We start from the raw sequence: 12,925 nt of genomic DNA on the forward strand, positions 1-12,925 counted from the left end.
GGCCTGCCGGTATGCGCACGGCAGCCCTCCCCCCGGTCGTCGCAGCGGTCGTCGCGCTCGCGGTGAGCGGAATCAGACGGCTCGCGCCGATCCTCCTCGAATCGTCCGTCTCGATCCGGCCGGCCGAGCGGCTCACGACGTACGTCATGGGCGGCCGGTTCGCGGCCTTCGTCCTGATCTACGGCCTGCTGTTCGGCGTCGCGCTCGCGGTCGGCACGCGGGACCCGGGCGTCTCGGCGGCGTCGACCGCGCTGGCGACGGGCGCGAGCGCGACCGTCGCGTTCCTCGTCGGCTCGGCCGCCGTCCTCTCGTACATCACCCCGGACCAGAGCGTGATCGTCACCGCCGTCTTCGCGCTCGGCGCGGCGCTCGGTATCGGCGTCCAGTTCGCGGTCGTCGCGTACGCGGGGGTCTCGCTCGGCGAAGGCCGCCGCCGCGACGAGTCGAAGCCGGCCGCCGCCTGACTCCCGCTCGGCCGACTCCGGCCCGACCCTACTCCTCCGGTCCGTCGCCGTGGACCGCGTGCTCGACCGCGGCCGCCAGTCGCTCGCGCGTCCGGTGGCTGGACTCGGCGTCGGCCTCGACCTCGATGAGGTGCGACCCCGCCGCCTGGTGAGCGCGGGAGACGGCGGCCGCGAGGTCGTCGGCGACCGCCGCCGCGCGCTCCGCCGGGTTCTCGCCGCGGTCCGCGACCGCCTCGGGACGCGCGTCGATCCGGGCGTATTCGAGCCCGTGGAGCTCCGAGAGCGGCTCGAACGCCAGCCCGTGCGGCGTCTTGAACGACTCGGTGAACGGGGGTTCGAACGACTCGATCGGCAGTTTGTGGAAGATGCCGCCGCCGTCGTTGTTGATCGCCACGATCGTCGCGTCGACGTCGCACCGGTCGATCGCCAGCAGCCCGTTCGCGTCGTGGTACAGGGCGAGGTCGCCGAGGACGAGCGTGAGGTCGTCGGTCGTCCCGGCCCCCGCGCCGAGCGCGCTGGAGACGATGCCGTCGATGCCGGAGACCCCGCGGTTCCCGAGCGCGGTGACGTTCGCGGTCGTCGGCCCGACGAACCGGTCGAGGTCGCGGACGGGCATCGAGTTGGAGACGAACAGGGTCGCGGGGTCGGGGAGCGCCTCTGCGACCGCGCGGAGCGCGTCGCCCTCGTGGAAGCCGGGAGCGGGCTCGTCGGTCTCGCCCGACTCCTCGTCGATCGCGTCGGTCTCGCGGGCGTGAACCGCCTCGGCGGTCCGGTCCGCCGCCTCCCACTGCGCGCGCCAGTCCGGGTCCCCGCTCCCGCCCGCGACGAGCCGCGAGAGGCGGGCGCAGAGCCGGCTCGGCTCGGCGACGACGAGGTCGGTGGCGGCGAACTCCGCCTCGCGCCAGCGGCCGGCGGGGTCGACCTGGTACTGGTCGGCCCCCGTCTCGGCGAGGTACTTCCGGAGCCGCTTCGAGGTCGGCGACGCGCCGAGCCGGAGGACCGCGTCGGGGTCGGCCCAGCCGTCCCCGTCGATCCCCGTTTCGGAGCCGACGTCGCCGTCGCCGGCGAGGCTGGCGGAGAGGTACGCGTCGTAGCCCCCGATCACGGGCGCGACGCGCGTGTGCCCCCCGTACCGGAGCCCCGAGAGCGGGTCGGCCAGCACGGGGAACCCGGTGGCGTGCGCGAGCGCCGTGACCGACTCCGGATCGATCCCCGGCGGGTCCGCGGGTCCGGCGACGATCAGGCCGCGGTCGGCGTCAGCGAGGCCGGTCGCGAGCGCGCGCAACTCGTCGTCGCCCGGCTCTGGCGCGCCGGGCGTCACGTCGACGTAGGGGCCGTCGCGCCCGCGCTCGGCAGCTTCCGGGAGGTCGTCGGGCACGTCGCCGGGGACCGGCGTCGGCTCCAGCGGCTTCGCGAACGGGACGTTGAGGTGGACCGGTCCCTGGTCGGCCCCCTCCGCGGCCGCGACGGCGCGGGCGACGGTGGTGCGGAGCGACCGGAGCGCCCGGTCCTCGGCGGCCGGCTCCGGGAGGTCCTTGTAGTACCGGACGGCGTCGCCGTACAGCTTCTCCTGGTCTGCGGTCTGGTTCGCGCCGGAGTCGCGGAGCTCCGGCGGGCGGTCGGCGGTGAGCGCGAGCAGGGGGACGCGGGCCTCGCTCGCCTCCATCACGGCGGGGTGGTAGTTGGCGGCGGCGGTGCCGGAGGTACAGATCAGCGGCGTCACTCGGCCGGTCCGTCGGGCGCGTCCGAGCGCGAAGTAGGCAGCGGAGCGCTCGTCGAGCTGCGAGAACACGCGGAGCTCCTCGTGGCCCGCGGCGGCGACGGTCAGCGGCGTCGAGCGACTGCCCGGCGAGGCGACGACGGCGTCGACGCCCGCGGCGACGAGCTCGTCGACGAGCGCGGTCGCCCACAGGACGTTCCGGTTCGGCGCGGTCATTACCGCCGCTTCGGCCTCCGGCGTAAATACTCCGGCGGGTTCGGTCGCGGGGGGGGTTCGGTCGCGGGGCGGGTCCGGCTGCGGGGCGATCCCGATCGCAGCGCGGGTCGTCCCCCCGCCTCACTCCGACTCGGTCTCCCGTCCGGTCACCTTCCGAACGCAGGAGGAGCCGAACGGGCCGAGTTCGCCGGCGTCCAGCTCGACGAAGTGGCCGGTCGAGATCGACGCGCCGCACCGCCGGCACTCGAAGTCGCCCTCGCGCGCGACGACCTGACTCTCGTACTCGACGTACGTGCCGCCCCGCCGAATCCGGAGCCGAGCGCCGTCGCGGTCGATGACCCCGCGCTTCTCGGCCGCGTCGAGGATGTCGCGGGTGAGTCCGGGGCTGGTCGTGATCGTCTCGATCCGGTCGACGGCCGCGGCGAGGTCGAGCTCCTCGCGTTCGAGGTGCGCCAGCAGCTCGACGCCGAGCTCCAGCTTCTCGTCGCGGGTCGACGGCTCCGTCACGCCCGGCGAAACGGCGCGGTCGCTCTTAAGTCGGCTGGATGCCGGTCCGGTCGGGGTCCGACCTGCCCGGCGAATTGCGCGTCCGCCGACCCGACCGCCGCCGACCGGCAGTTTCACGTCGATCGCCAGACACGTCGGGTCGTGAGCCGATCCCGCGACCGGTCCCGGCGTCGCCCCGCCTACCGCAGCCGCCCCAACGAGTTCTACTGGCTGTGGATCGCGGCGACCGCGACGTACGGCGTCGGGGACGTGGTCTCCACGATCGCGTTCCTGCGGTACGTCCCGACGATCGAGGAGGCGAACCCGGTCGTGGCGTTCTCGCTGGAGTCGTTCGGGCTCTCGGGGCTCGTCGCGCTGAAGATCGCCGTCTACCTCGTCATGCTCTGGATCAGCGTCGAGGGCGCGCGCGACGGGGACGGGCTGCTGTACTACTTCCCGCCGGTGTTACTCACCGCGACCGGGACGTACCTCACCGCGAGCAACCTCCGGCTGCTGTGGATCGCGTGAGCGACGGCCTCGATTCCGTCCGCTGACCCGCGGATCGGGTCTCCCGACGCTCCGGTCGCTTCTGCGGGCCCCGCCGATCGCTTCCGGCGACCCCGCCGATCGCTCCCACCGACACCGACTTTCCCGCGCGGCCCCGATCGGTCCCATGCTCTCTGACACCCCCGGACTCCACCACGTCACGGGGATCGTCGGCGACCCCGAGACCCACGCCGCCTTCTACGGCGAGACGCTGGGGCTCCGGCTGCTCCGCCGCACGGTGAACTACGAGGACATGCTCCAGTATCACCTCTACTTCGGCGACGCGACCGGCTCGCCCGGCTCCGTGTTCACCGTCTTTCCGGACCCGACCGCCGACCCCGGCCGGGTGGGGAAGCCCGGCTACGAGGCCGTCGCCTTCGCGGTACCGCCGGACTCGCTCGGCTACTGGCGCGACCGCCTCGCCGACCGCGGCGTCGAGTCGGGACCTCTCGACGCCGACGCGCGCTTCGGCGACCGGGGGCTGACGCTCGCTGACCCGTCCGGCACGCGGATCGAGTTGGTCGCAACGGAAAGCGACGGCTCCGACCCGTGGACCGACGGCCCCGTCCCAGCCCGGCACGCGATCCGCGGGCTCTACGGCGTGACCGCGCTCCCCGCGGACCCGTACGGGACCGCGAGCGTGCTGGAGACGCTCGGCTTCGAGTACGAGGCGGAGGTGGGCGACCGGGTGCGCTACCGTGCGCCGGGCGACCGCGCGACGGCCGTCGACCTGCTCGACCGCGACGTCGCGTACCTCCGCGAGGGGCCGGGCACGCTCCACCACGCCGCGGTGCGCGTCGCGGACCGCGAGACGCTGCTGGAGTGGCACGACCTGTTCCGCGAGCGCGGGTACGACGTCTCGCGCGTGAAGGACCGCCACTTCTTCCACTCGCTGTACGTCCGCGGTCCCGGCGGGCTCCTCGTCGAACTGGCGACCGAGGCCCCGACCGACGACGGACCGCCGGGTCCGGGGCTAGCGGACCCGGACGCGGCCGGACACGCGACGGACCTGTACCTCCCGCCGCGCTTCGAGGCCGACCGCGACCTGATCGAGTCGCAGCTTCCGCGGTTCGACGGTCCCGGTTCGGACGGCTCGGCGGCGCGCGACGCTTCCGATGACTCGGCGCGATGAGCCGCCGGATCCGCGGCGTCTCCGGACCGCACGCGGAGGCGACGCTCGTGACCGGCGGCGCGCCGGCCGCGGCCGCCGAGGCCGCGGTCGTGCTGGTCCACGGCCGCGGCGGCACGCCGGAGGGGCTGATCCGGCTCGCCGACGAGTTCTACCGGTCGGGCGTCGCCTTCCTCGCGCCCGGCGCGGTCCGGTCGACGTGGTACCCGGCCCCGCACGAGGCGTCGCTGTCGGCCAACGAGCCGGCGCTGACCGCCGCGGTCGACTGCGTCGCGGCCGCGGTCGACGCCGCGCGCGACGCCGGCGTCCCGCCCGAGCGCGTCGTCATCGTCGGCGTCTCGCAGGGCGGAGCGGTCGTCGCCGAGTTCCTCCGTCGTCGGCCCGGCCGGTTCGGCGGCGCGTTCGTCGTCTCGGCCGCGCTGCCGGGCGACGACCTCGGTGCGGCCGACGTTGAGGGGACGGAGCGAGAGGCGGACGGAGGCGGCCCCCTCGCCGGGACGCCCGTCGCGCTCGACAGCAGCGAGGCCGACCCGTACGTGCCCGCCGACCGCGTTCGGGCGACCGCGCGGGTCTTCGAGCGCGCCGGAGCCGCGGTCGATCTCAGGATCGACCCGGGGGACGGCCACGGACTCTCGGACGCGACGATGGCCCGGATCGGCGAGCGACTCGATGAACTGCTCGGCGACGGCGACTGATCCCGCTCGGCCGAACGTGTTCGCGCCGCTCGACATGTGACTGTGGCGTCGACGGTGAACTGCGATGACCGAACTCGACGTCAGGGAGATCCCGCCGAACGAGCGACACGACCGGATCCACGACGCGTTCGACGACTTGGAGCCGGGCGAGTCGCTCACGATAGTGAACGATCACGACCCGAAGCCGCTCTACTACGAGCTGTCGGCGGAGGTCCCCGCGTTCGACGACGAGGCGTACGCAGTCGAGCGCGAGGGACCCGAGCGGTTCGTCGCCGAACTGCCGAAGTCGGCGTCGGGATCCGAGCCGGAGAAGGTCCGGCTCGACGACATCGACGGCGAGCCGGCCGCGCAGGCGTTCCCGGGTACCGAGCCGAAGACGGTCCGGCTCTCGCTGCCGGCGGGAGAGGGCGTCGCGGAACACGACCACCCCCACAGGGACGTGCTGTTCCACGCGCTGGAGGGGAGCTTCGACGTCGCGCTCGGCGGCGAGAGCCACCGCGTCGAGGCCGGCGAACTGCTCCGGTTCGACGGCGAGCGACGCGTGGAGCCGACCGCGCGCGAGGACGCCACCGCGCTGATCGTGTTGGCTCCGCGGGGCGAGGCGTAGTCGGAGCCGGCCCCTCGGCGGGGTCCCGGGAACTCGGCGAGGCATCTGTGCCGAACATATTCGTCGCGTTCTCGATCGGCGACGCGGCGCGCAGGGCGTTACAAATGTACGCATCCAACTGACGACCGAACGCATGACCGACGACACCACACTCGATCGACGACGGTTCGTACAGGCGACGACCGCCGCGGGCGCGACGCTCCTGCTCGCCGGCTGTTCCGGCGGGGGCGGTGACGGCGGCGACGGAAGTGACGGCTCGGACGGAGGTGACAGCAGCGACGGCTCTGACGGCTCTGACGGCGGAAGCGGTGGCGACGGAGGGGACACGCAGTACCTCGCCGAGGAGCCGGACTACGGCGGCTGGTTCGACGGCGCGAACAACTACGAACAGACCGTCGACGCCACCGGGCAGGATGAAGTCACGGTCGATGTCGGCGCGGGAGACGGTCTCGCGTTCGGCCCGGCCGCGGTGGCGGTGAGTCCGGGGACTACTGTCGTCTGGGAGTGGACCGGGCAGGGCGGCGGCCACAACGTCGCCGCGGAGTCGGGCGACTTCGAGAGCGAAACGGTCCAAGAGGAGGGACACACCTTCGAGTACACCTTCGAGGAGCCGGGGACGTACGAGTACGTCTGTACGCCCCACAGTTCGGTCGGTATGAAAGGCGCTGTCGTCGTTCAGTAGGCCTCTCGACGACCGATCGCACTTCACTTCTCGGCTCGACGCCGGTTCGGTCGGTGGTTTTCGAACTCGGTCGAGACGATGACGTCACACGAGCGCGAACGGGGCCGGGAATCGAACGAGGGTTCCGTCTTGTTCTACTGTTGGTCCGGTATTCCGTCGAGACCGATTCCGGCGTTCCGGCGGTGGTTCCCGGCTCGGCCGATCAAGTCACCACGTCAGCCCCTCGTAGGTGATCCCGTCTCGGCGTTCGACGATCCGCCGGCCGTCGACGACGATCGGGTTCGTCATGGCGTCGAACTCCTCGTCGAGCGCGGCGAACTCGTCCCAGTCGGTGACGACGACCGCGCCGTCGGCGTCGGCGAGCGCCGCCGCGGCCGAGTCGGCGTACTCGACGTCGTCGAGGTACGCCTTCGCGTTCTCCGTCGCGACCGGGTCGTAGGCGGTCACGGCCGCACCGTGCTCCTGGAGCTGTTCGACGACGGGGATCGCCCGAGAGTTACGCACGTCGTCGGTCCCGGGTTTGAACGCGAGCCCGAGGACGGCGACGCGAGCGCCGACGAGGTCGAGGTGGTTCGCAAGGAGGTCAACCAACCGGCCCGGCTGGCCGTCGTTGACCTCGACGGCCGCGTTGAGGACCGGCGGTTCGTATCCCTGTTCTTCCGCGGCTGCGATGATCGCGGCGACGTCTTTCGGGAAGCAGTTGTGGACAACTAAGCCGTCAGTCGTCACGAACGTGTGATTGTCAGCGACTTCTAGTGAGTACACGTCTGCGGTGGTTTCTTCAACACTGACGTCACGGACGGGAACGGAGGTGAAGCCACCATCTGCGGTGTGACCTGTCGGTGCGATATCCCGATCGTACTCAGCGAGCCGATTTTCGATCCGATGCCGCTCTTCAGACAAGAACATCTCTTTGAGTGCCGCAATCTGTCGTTTTGAACTCACACGCAAGAAATGGGCTGGCTGCGTCGATTTCGCTGACTGGGATTTCTTATAACTCGGGACAATTTCAAGACTGTGTAAAAGCAGCGTCATGCCGTCAATAAGGTCCTCGCTTACCGACCCGTAATCGTAAACGACAGCGTTTGAGTGGTTGGTGTACTCAACGTGGCCATCACCTCGGAACAGCCCCGACAGGAGTGCCTTTCGCTCGTCTTCCGTCGCTTGGAACGCTTCGTCGGGGAGCGCCGCGGAGTAAGAGCCGGTTCCACAGCCGAGCCACTCCAAGAACTCGGCGAAGACACGGCTGGAAACAGAGACGGCCGTCGCGGTCTCCTGTTGTCTCGTCTGATACCGGACCCCGAGCGTCTCGTAGTATGATTCGACATCGCTGACGTACTCCGGCTCGTCGGTCGGATGAAAGCTCAGCTGGACTCGCCGTCGCGTCGTTGAGCCGTGGCCGGAGGTGTCGTCGTTGATGTGTCCCTCACTGAGGTAGTAGCCGATGAATCGCCAGAACTGCTCGTCGACAGGAATGATCGCCGGGATATACGTCTGTCCCCTGCCTCGCGTCGTGTACAGCGAGAGATCCGCCCTGTCGACGGGCAGCTCATCCTCGTATTTGAGGAACACATCAAGGGGGAGATAATTATCCCGAACGAGGTCGTGGACCTTGTGATAACTGAACTGTCGGTTGTACTCCCGGAGCGTCTCATAAAGCTCCTCTTTGACCGTCTCAAACGATGTCGACGGTTTCAGATAGACGCGATCGTTCTCGAAGGCGGACGACGCATCGACGATGTCGATGAGATCAAACGTTGAGACGGGGTCGCTCGGGATATCAGCCACTACGGGCAGTGAATCACCTGCTTCGAGCGCATCGGCTGGCTTGACGGTGGTTTCGTCGCCGTCAAGCGTAAGCATGGGGTGATCGTGGGTGACGGTGACGCGCTTGTTCATTTTTGTCTGAATCGTGTGGAGCGGGCCCTCGTACTCCCGACGTGTCGCCGCATCGACCGGGTTGAACGCGAACGTTCCATCCGCGGACCGACTGAGAACGGAGACATCCTCAAGCGTTCCTTCGGAGACGTATCGCTCGAAGAACTCGGCGAGCGTGAGATGCTTCGTCCCTGTGTCATCTTTTGCGACAACGTGTTGGTCGCCCGTGAGACAACTCCCGCCCCACCCCACGCCGCTCCGGAGGAACTGTTCGCCGATGCGGTCGTCGAGACCGATCGCGTCCGCGACCTCGTAGGAGTCGATGCCGAACTCCTTACAGATGTTTCCGATGTCGTTTATGAGGCTGATCTTCGCCGCGAGGAACCCGTTGTTGGCGTACTTGATCATCTCGGCGGTCCGGGTGTCGGTCTCGACGACCGGGGCGTCGGCTCGGTCGACGAGCGGGTCGAACACCTCGCGCACGTCGGCGAGCGCCCGCTCGTCGTCGGCACCGAGAACGACCTTGTCGGGGTTCCGGAAGTCGTCGACGGCGGTTCCCTCGCGGAGGAACTCCGGGTTCATCCCGACCCCGAACGCCTCGCCCGCGGTCTTGCCGCTCGCGTCTTCGAGGATCGGCGTGATTACGTCTTCCGTGGAGCCGGGGACGACCGTGCTCTTGACGACGACGGTGTGCCAGTCCGGCTTTTCGGCGAGCGCCTCGCCGAGTTGGGTCGCGCCCGCCTCCATGACCGAGAGGTCGATGCTGCCGTCGTCGTTCTGCGGCGTCGGCAGACAGAGGAAGGTCACGTCGGTGTCGCGGACGGCCGCGTAGTCGGTGGTCGCGCGGAGGCGACCGGTTCCGTCTGGACCGGCGTGGGAAGCGATGAGGTCGTCGAGGCCCGCCTCATGGATGGGCGCGTCGCCGGCGTTGATAGTCTCGACAATTTCCTCGTCGATGTCGACGTTGACGACGTCATGGCCGAGATCTGCGAAGCACGCCGCGACGGTCGTGCCGACGTAGCCGCTCCCGATAATTGAGAGACGCATTCTGGATGGCCGTTCGCGGGACCGGCACAAGAAACGTCTGGTCGGGGTGCTCTGTTCGGAGAAGAGAAGAATCGGGTCCGTCGTCTTCCGGGATCTCGCCTATGAGTCGGCGACCGCCTGATCTGCGTCGTCTTCCTCCCCTTCGGTCTCGGTTCCTTCCGTCTCATTGAGCCGTTCCTCTGCGCGGTCGCGGTCCTCGGGGTAGCCCACGTCGATCCGCCAGCCGTCGAGGCGGATCGCGTCGATAGTACGGCCGGATTGGATGAGCAGATCGATCGCGTCCGGGAGTTCGTATTCGCCGCGGTCGGAGGGCTGTACGAGGTGGCAGGCGTGGAAGATAGCGGGGGTAAACGTGTAGAAGCCGGTCATCACGAGGTTGCTCGGCGGGTCGTCTGGCTTCTCGACGACCTCGACGACCTCGCCGTACTCGTTGGTGTCCAAGACGCCGTAGCGGGAGGCCTCCTCGTAGGGGACTTCTTCGACGAGGAACGCGGCGTCGGCGCGCTCCTCCTGCTGGCGGCTCGCGACATCGCCGAGGTTCCCGCGGAACACGTTGTCGCCGAGCATCAGCATGAACGGGCCGTCGATGTGCGGCTCCGCTTGGAGGATGGCATGGGCGAGGCCGAGCTGTTCGCGCTGGTGCGTGTACGTGATCGGGACGCCCTCGTACTCGTCGCCGTAGCGGTCGATGATCTGTTCGGCCTTGTAGCCGACGACGACGACGAGTTCAGTCGCGCCCGCCTCGATCAGGTTGTCGAAGACATCCTCGATGAGCGGCGTCCCGTTCACCTCGACGAGCACTTTGGGCTTGTCGTCGGTGAGCGGGCGGAGTCGCGTTCCCTTCCCGGCGGCGAGTACGACTGCTTGCATACCTTCTGTATTTCCTGATGGTGGGAAATACTTTGTGAGCGCCGTATCACGTCACGTAAGCGAACTCGCTTATTCGATCGGTATTGTTACCGTGAGACGAATGGAAGCCCCAAGGGAAGGTTCCGGAAGACTGTCTCGCGAAATGTTCGAGAGAGACCGAGTAGGACCGCAAAGTAGGTCATAGCACCAATTCCGACGAGCAAGATGACAACCGCGAAGTTGTGACCGACCAGCCGATACGTGCTCTCGGCTCTGAGGCCAGTGTACACGGCCGCCGTCATCACGCCCGCGGCAGCGAACTGACGCACGATCTCGCCAATAGGTAGCCTGAAGTCGATGATCGCATCGACGTGCCAGTACGCAAGGACAAGACTCACAGCGACTGACGTTGCCGTCGCCACAGCGGCTCCGATCCACCCGTAAAGAGACACGAGGATAACGTTCAGCGAGACGTTAACCACGACGAAGACGAAATTCACCCGGAACGCAAGGTCGGGTCGATCAATCGCGTTTAGCGTGTTTAATAACTGGTTCTGATAGCCCATGAATAGGTTTGCCAGGATGAGAATATTCAGAATGACAGCACCCTCGGGGAACTCTGGGCCGTAGATCTGGAGAATCCGCTCACCGAGGAGGATTCCGCCAAACAGTCCGGGAATGAGAAATAGTCCGCCGAACGTCAGAGACTGTTCGACGATTTTGGAGACCGCCTGTGGGTCTTCATTCGCCGCAATCGAACTCATCTCGGGGAACAACGTCGACTGGAGCGTCCCGCTGAATAAAATGAGAAACTGGCCAACGTTCCACGCCGCCGTGTAGATGCCGATGAGTCCCGACGACACGAAGTACCCGAGTACCAGCACGTCAGTGTAGCTGAACATTCGCGACTGCAGGCTTCCGAGCCACGAGAACTTCGCAAAGTCGAAGAGTCGTTCGAAGTGCCGCCGCTCCGGCGCGCCAAGCGACGGCAGGTTCCTGAGCACGTAGTAGCCCCCGGTCGCGATAACGGCGATGAATCCCAAAATATGGCCGATGAACAAGGCCGCAGTACTAGCTCCAGCAACGATGAGGAGAATCTGTGAAACGGCCCGTCCGCCGGTCTTGATTGGCGAGAGAAGTCCGCTCACGTGAACGAGTTTGAGTCCGACAAGTAGCGCGTTCACGAGTCCACTCAGTAAGACGACAAGGAGAATTACGACGATGTAGCCGGCCGCCGGATACTCGACGTATCCGGCGACCTGCTCGCGAAAGACGACCACGCCGACGGCAACGAGGACGAACAGTCCGAGTATGATCACGGCACCAGCAACGGTGTACTCGCCCGGTTCATTCCCTTCGGAGACGCGTTTCGTTATGGCTCGTGAGGTTCCGACCTTTCCGAGAATCGCTAGCCACGAGACGAGACCGATGGCCACCTGATAGATGCCGAGCGGCTCTGGCCCGAGTATTCTCGCGATATAGACTGTCGCGACAAACCCCAGAACTGAGGAGACGAAACTGGAGGTAAAGTGAACGATAGAAGTCTGTCCGAGTTTCATCGAAATACCCCGAGGGATTGAGTAGTTGGCTGTCTTCAGAGAAATTCCTTTACTCCATCGGTTCGCGGACGGAATCCACGAGATTCTTACCCTACCCCCGGTTCGATCCTACTATGAGACATCACTTCGACCGGGCCAAGCGTGTTTATGAAGACCGTGGTCTTCTCGATCTCGCGAAGGCGGCGGTTGGATACGCTCCCATCGAAGTGAATAACGCGATCTTCCGGATGCGACACGGTACCGGTACGCATGTGATGGACGAGGACTGGGACACGCTGATCCTGCTCGACGCGTGTCGGTACGACATGTTCGAACAACGGGTGCCGTTCGACGGACGACTCGAATCCCGTATCTCACTCGGCTCGACTAGCGAGGAATTTCTCCGCCGGAATTTCGAGGATAGCCAATTTCACGACACGGTTTACGTGAACGCGAACGCGTTTCTCCCGCGAGTTGGTCTCGACCAAGATGGTACCTTCCACGCGGTTGTCGATCTCTTGGATGAGTGGGACGATGAACTCGATGTTTCACATCCCGAAACGGTTACTCAGGCTGCTATAAAGGCCCACGAGCAGTATCCAGATAAACGGGTCATCGTTCACTATATGCAGCCACATCTTCCCTTCATCGGCGAAGAGGGACTCAAATTTCGGGAGCAACTCTCACGACGTAACGTTTGGGCACCCTTCCGAGAAAGTAACGCCCCGTTCTCGGTCGATGACCTCTGGACGGGATATTACGAGAATCTGGAGATCGTGTTCGAATATACTGAAAGGCTACTTGATAATATCGACGGCAAAGTTGTTATATCCGCAGACCACGGAAATATGGTTAATGAACGCCAAGGTCCGTTGCCGACAAAACGAATGTTCGGTCATCCATGGGGCGTATACACTGAACAATTAGTAAAAGTGCCGTGGTTTGTGATAGAGACAGAGACGCGTCGAACGATAGTTGAGGATACGCCGGTTTCCAACCAACAACAGACTGAGGAGTTCATCGATGAGCGGCTTGAGGCGCTCGGCTACAGGTAGGAATTAATCCAAC

General features: G+C 66.5%; 11 protein-coding genes and 3 pseudogenes. 7 read left to right on the top strand and 7 right to left on the bottom strand.

The annotated features are described in order from the left end of the window. Nucleotides 1-11: 11 nt before the first annotated feature. Nucleotides 12-464 (top strand): hypothetical protein, encoded by a 453-nt coding sequence (locus NAF06_RS14600; RefSeq protein WP_008586483.1) that lies wholly within the window; start codon nucleotides 12-14, stop codon nucleotides 462-464. Between the two features lie 28 nt (nucleotides 465-492). On the opposite strand, the gene menD is transcribed toward NAF06_RS14600, so the two are convergent. Both menD and NAF06_RS14610 read right to left on the bottom strand, forming a co-directional pair. Then, nucleotides 493-2,400, bottom strand: a complete 1,908-nt coding sequence (gene menD / locus NAF06_RS14605) for a 2-succinyl-5-enolpyruvyl-6-hydroxy-3-cyclohexene-1-carboxylic-acid synthase (RefSeq protein ID WP_251106169.1) — start codon at nucleotides 2,398-2,400, stop codon at nucleotides 493-495. Nucleotides 2,401-2,520: 120 nt separating this feature from the next. Beyond that, entirely contained in the window at nucleotides 2,521-2,907 is a 387-nt protein-coding gene (locus tag NAF06_RS14610; RefSeq protein ID WP_008586478.1) for a DUF5830 family protein, read from the bottom strand. A gap of 141 nt (nucleotides 2,908-3,048) precedes the next feature. Here NAF06_RS14610 and NAF06_RS14615 point away from each other — a divergent pair, with 141 nt between their 5' ends. The 5 genes from NAF06_RS14615 to NAF06_RS14635 all read left to right on the top strand — a co-directional run bounded on the left by NAF06_RS14615 (nucleotide 3,049) and on the right by NAF06_RS14635 (nucleotide 6,545). Then, the gene (locus tag NAF06_RS14615) at nucleotides 3,049-3,414 is read left to right on the top strand and encodes a DUF5658 family protein (protein WP_008586475.1); all 366 of its coding nucleotides are present in this window, start codon (nucleotides 3,049-3,051) and stop codon (nucleotides 3,412-3,414) included. Between the two features lie 145 nt (nucleotides 3,415-3,559). Continuing rightward, nucleotides 3,560-4,564, top strand: a complete 1,005-nt coding sequence (locus tag NAF06_RS14620) for a VOC family protein (RefSeq protein WP_008586473.1) — start codon at nucleotides 3,560-3,562, stop codon at nucleotides 4,562-4,564. Continuing rightward, nucleotides 4,561-5,256 carry an alpha/beta hydrolase gene (locus NAF06_RS14625; RefSeq protein ID WP_008586471.1) on the top strand — a complete coding sequence of 232 codons (696 nt, stop codon included), beginning with the start codon at nucleotides 4,561-4,563 and terminating at the stop codon, nucleotides 5,254-5,256. The genes NAF06_RS14620 and NAF06_RS14625 overlap by 4 nt, the downstream gene beginning before the upstream one ends. Nucleotides 5,257-5,320: 64 nt before the next feature. After that, complete coding sequence (locus NAF06_RS14630; protein WP_008586469.1) at nucleotides 5,321-5,863, top strand: DUF2249 domain-containing protein; 543 nt, start codon at nucleotides 5,321-5,323, stop codon at nucleotides 5,861-5,863. A 133-nt stretch (nucleotides 5,864-5,996) separates the two neighbouring features. After that, complete coding sequence (locus tag NAF06_RS14635) at nucleotides 5,997-6,545, top strand: halocyanin domain-containing protein (RefSeq protein WP_008586467.1); 549 nt, start codon at nucleotides 5,997-5,999, stop codon at nucleotides 6,543-6,545. Between the two features lie 207 nt (nucleotides 6,546-6,752). Here NAF06_RS14635 and NAF06_RS14640 read toward each other — a convergent pair. The 5 genes and pseudogenes from NAF06_RS14640 to NAF06_RS14660 form a co-directional block, all read right to left on the bottom strand. Beyond that, nucleotides 6,753-7,247: pseudogene (locus NAF06_RS14640) on the bottom strand (UDP binding domain-containing protein); the annotation flags it as partial. Nucleotides 7,248-7,274: 27 nt separating this feature from the next. Next, nucleotides 7,275-8,597, bottom strand: a pseudogene (locus tag NAF06_RS15575) (LAGLIDADG family homing endonuclease); the annotation flags it as partial. Nucleotides 8,598-8,642: 45 nt separating this feature from the next. Then, nucleotides 8,643-9,470, bottom strand: a pseudogene (locus NAF06_RS15580) (nucleotide sugar dehydrogenase); the annotation flags it as partial. A 99-nt stretch (nucleotides 9,471-9,569) separates the two neighbouring features. Continuing rightward, the gene (gene aglF, locus NAF06_RS14655; protein WP_008586464.1) at nucleotides 9,570-10,340 is read right to left on the bottom strand and encodes a UTP--glucose-1-phosphate uridylyltransferase AglF; all 771 of its coding nucleotides are present in this window, start codon (nucleotides 10,338-10,340) and stop codon (nucleotides 9,570-9,572) included. A gap of 86 nt (nucleotides 10,341-10,426) precedes the next feature. Beyond that, the gene (locus tag NAF06_RS14660) at nucleotides 10,427-11,878 is read right to left on the bottom strand and encodes an oligosaccharide flippase family protein (protein ID WP_049908864.1); all 1,452 of its coding nucleotides are present in this window, start codon (nucleotides 11,876-11,878) and stop codon (nucleotides 10,427-10,429) included. Between the two features lie 113 nt (nucleotides 11,879-11,991). Here NAF06_RS14660 and NAF06_RS14665 point away from each other — a divergent pair, with 113 nt between their 5' ends. Next, nucleotides 11,992-12,912 carry an alkaline phosphatase family protein gene (locus NAF06_RS14665; protein ID WP_100243525.1) on the top strand — a complete coding sequence of 307 codons (921 nt, stop codon included), beginning with the start codon at nucleotides 11,992-11,994 and terminating at the stop codon, nucleotides 12,910-12,912. Nucleotides 12,913-12,925: the final 13 nt, after the last annotated feature.

It is taken from the genome of Halorubrum hochsteinianum (genome assembly GCF_023702125.1).
Taxonomy (GTDB): domain Archaea; phylum Halobacteriota; class Halobacteria; order Halobacteriales; family Haloferacaceae; genus Halorubrum; species Halorubrum hochsteinianum.

Excerpts from the sequence above, each read along its gene's own strand:
- NAF06_RS14665 (WP_100243525.1), top strand. The coding sequence starts at position 11,992 with ATGAGACATCACTTCGACCGGGCCAAGCGTGTTTATGAAGACCGTGGT.
- NAF06_RS14620 (WP_008586473.1), top strand. The coding sequence starts at position 3,560 with ATGCTCTCTGACACCCCCGGACTCCACCACGTCACGGGGATCGTCGGC.
- NAF06_RS14635 (WP_008586467.1), top strand. The coding sequence starts at position 5,997 with ATGACCGACGACACCACACTCGATCGACGACGGTTCGTACAGGCGACG.
- aglF (WP_008586464.1), bottom strand. The coding sequence starts at position 10,340 with ATGCAAGCAGTCGTACTCGCCGCCGGGAAGGGAACGCGACTCCGCCCG.
- NAF06_RS14630 (WP_008586469.1), top strand. The coding sequence starts at position 5,321 with ATGACCGAACTCGACGTCAGGGAGATCCCGCCGAACGAGCGACACGAC.
- NAF06_RS14660 (WP_049908864.1), bottom strand. The coding sequence starts at position 11,878 with ATGAAACTCGGACAGACTTCTATCGTTCACTTTACCTCCAGTTTCGTC.
- NAF06_RS14600 (WP_008586483.1), top strand. The coding sequence starts at position 12 with ATGCGCACGGCAGCCCTCCCCCCGGTCGTCGCAGCGGTCGTCGCGCTC.
- menD (WP_251106169.1), bottom strand. The coding sequence starts at position 2,400 with ATGACCGCGCCGAACCGGAACGTCCTGTGGGCGACCGCGCTCGTCGAC.
- NAF06_RS14625 (WP_008586471.1), top strand. The coding sequence starts at position 4,561 with ATGAGCCGCCGGATCCGCGGCGTCTCCGGACCGCACGCGGAGGCGACG.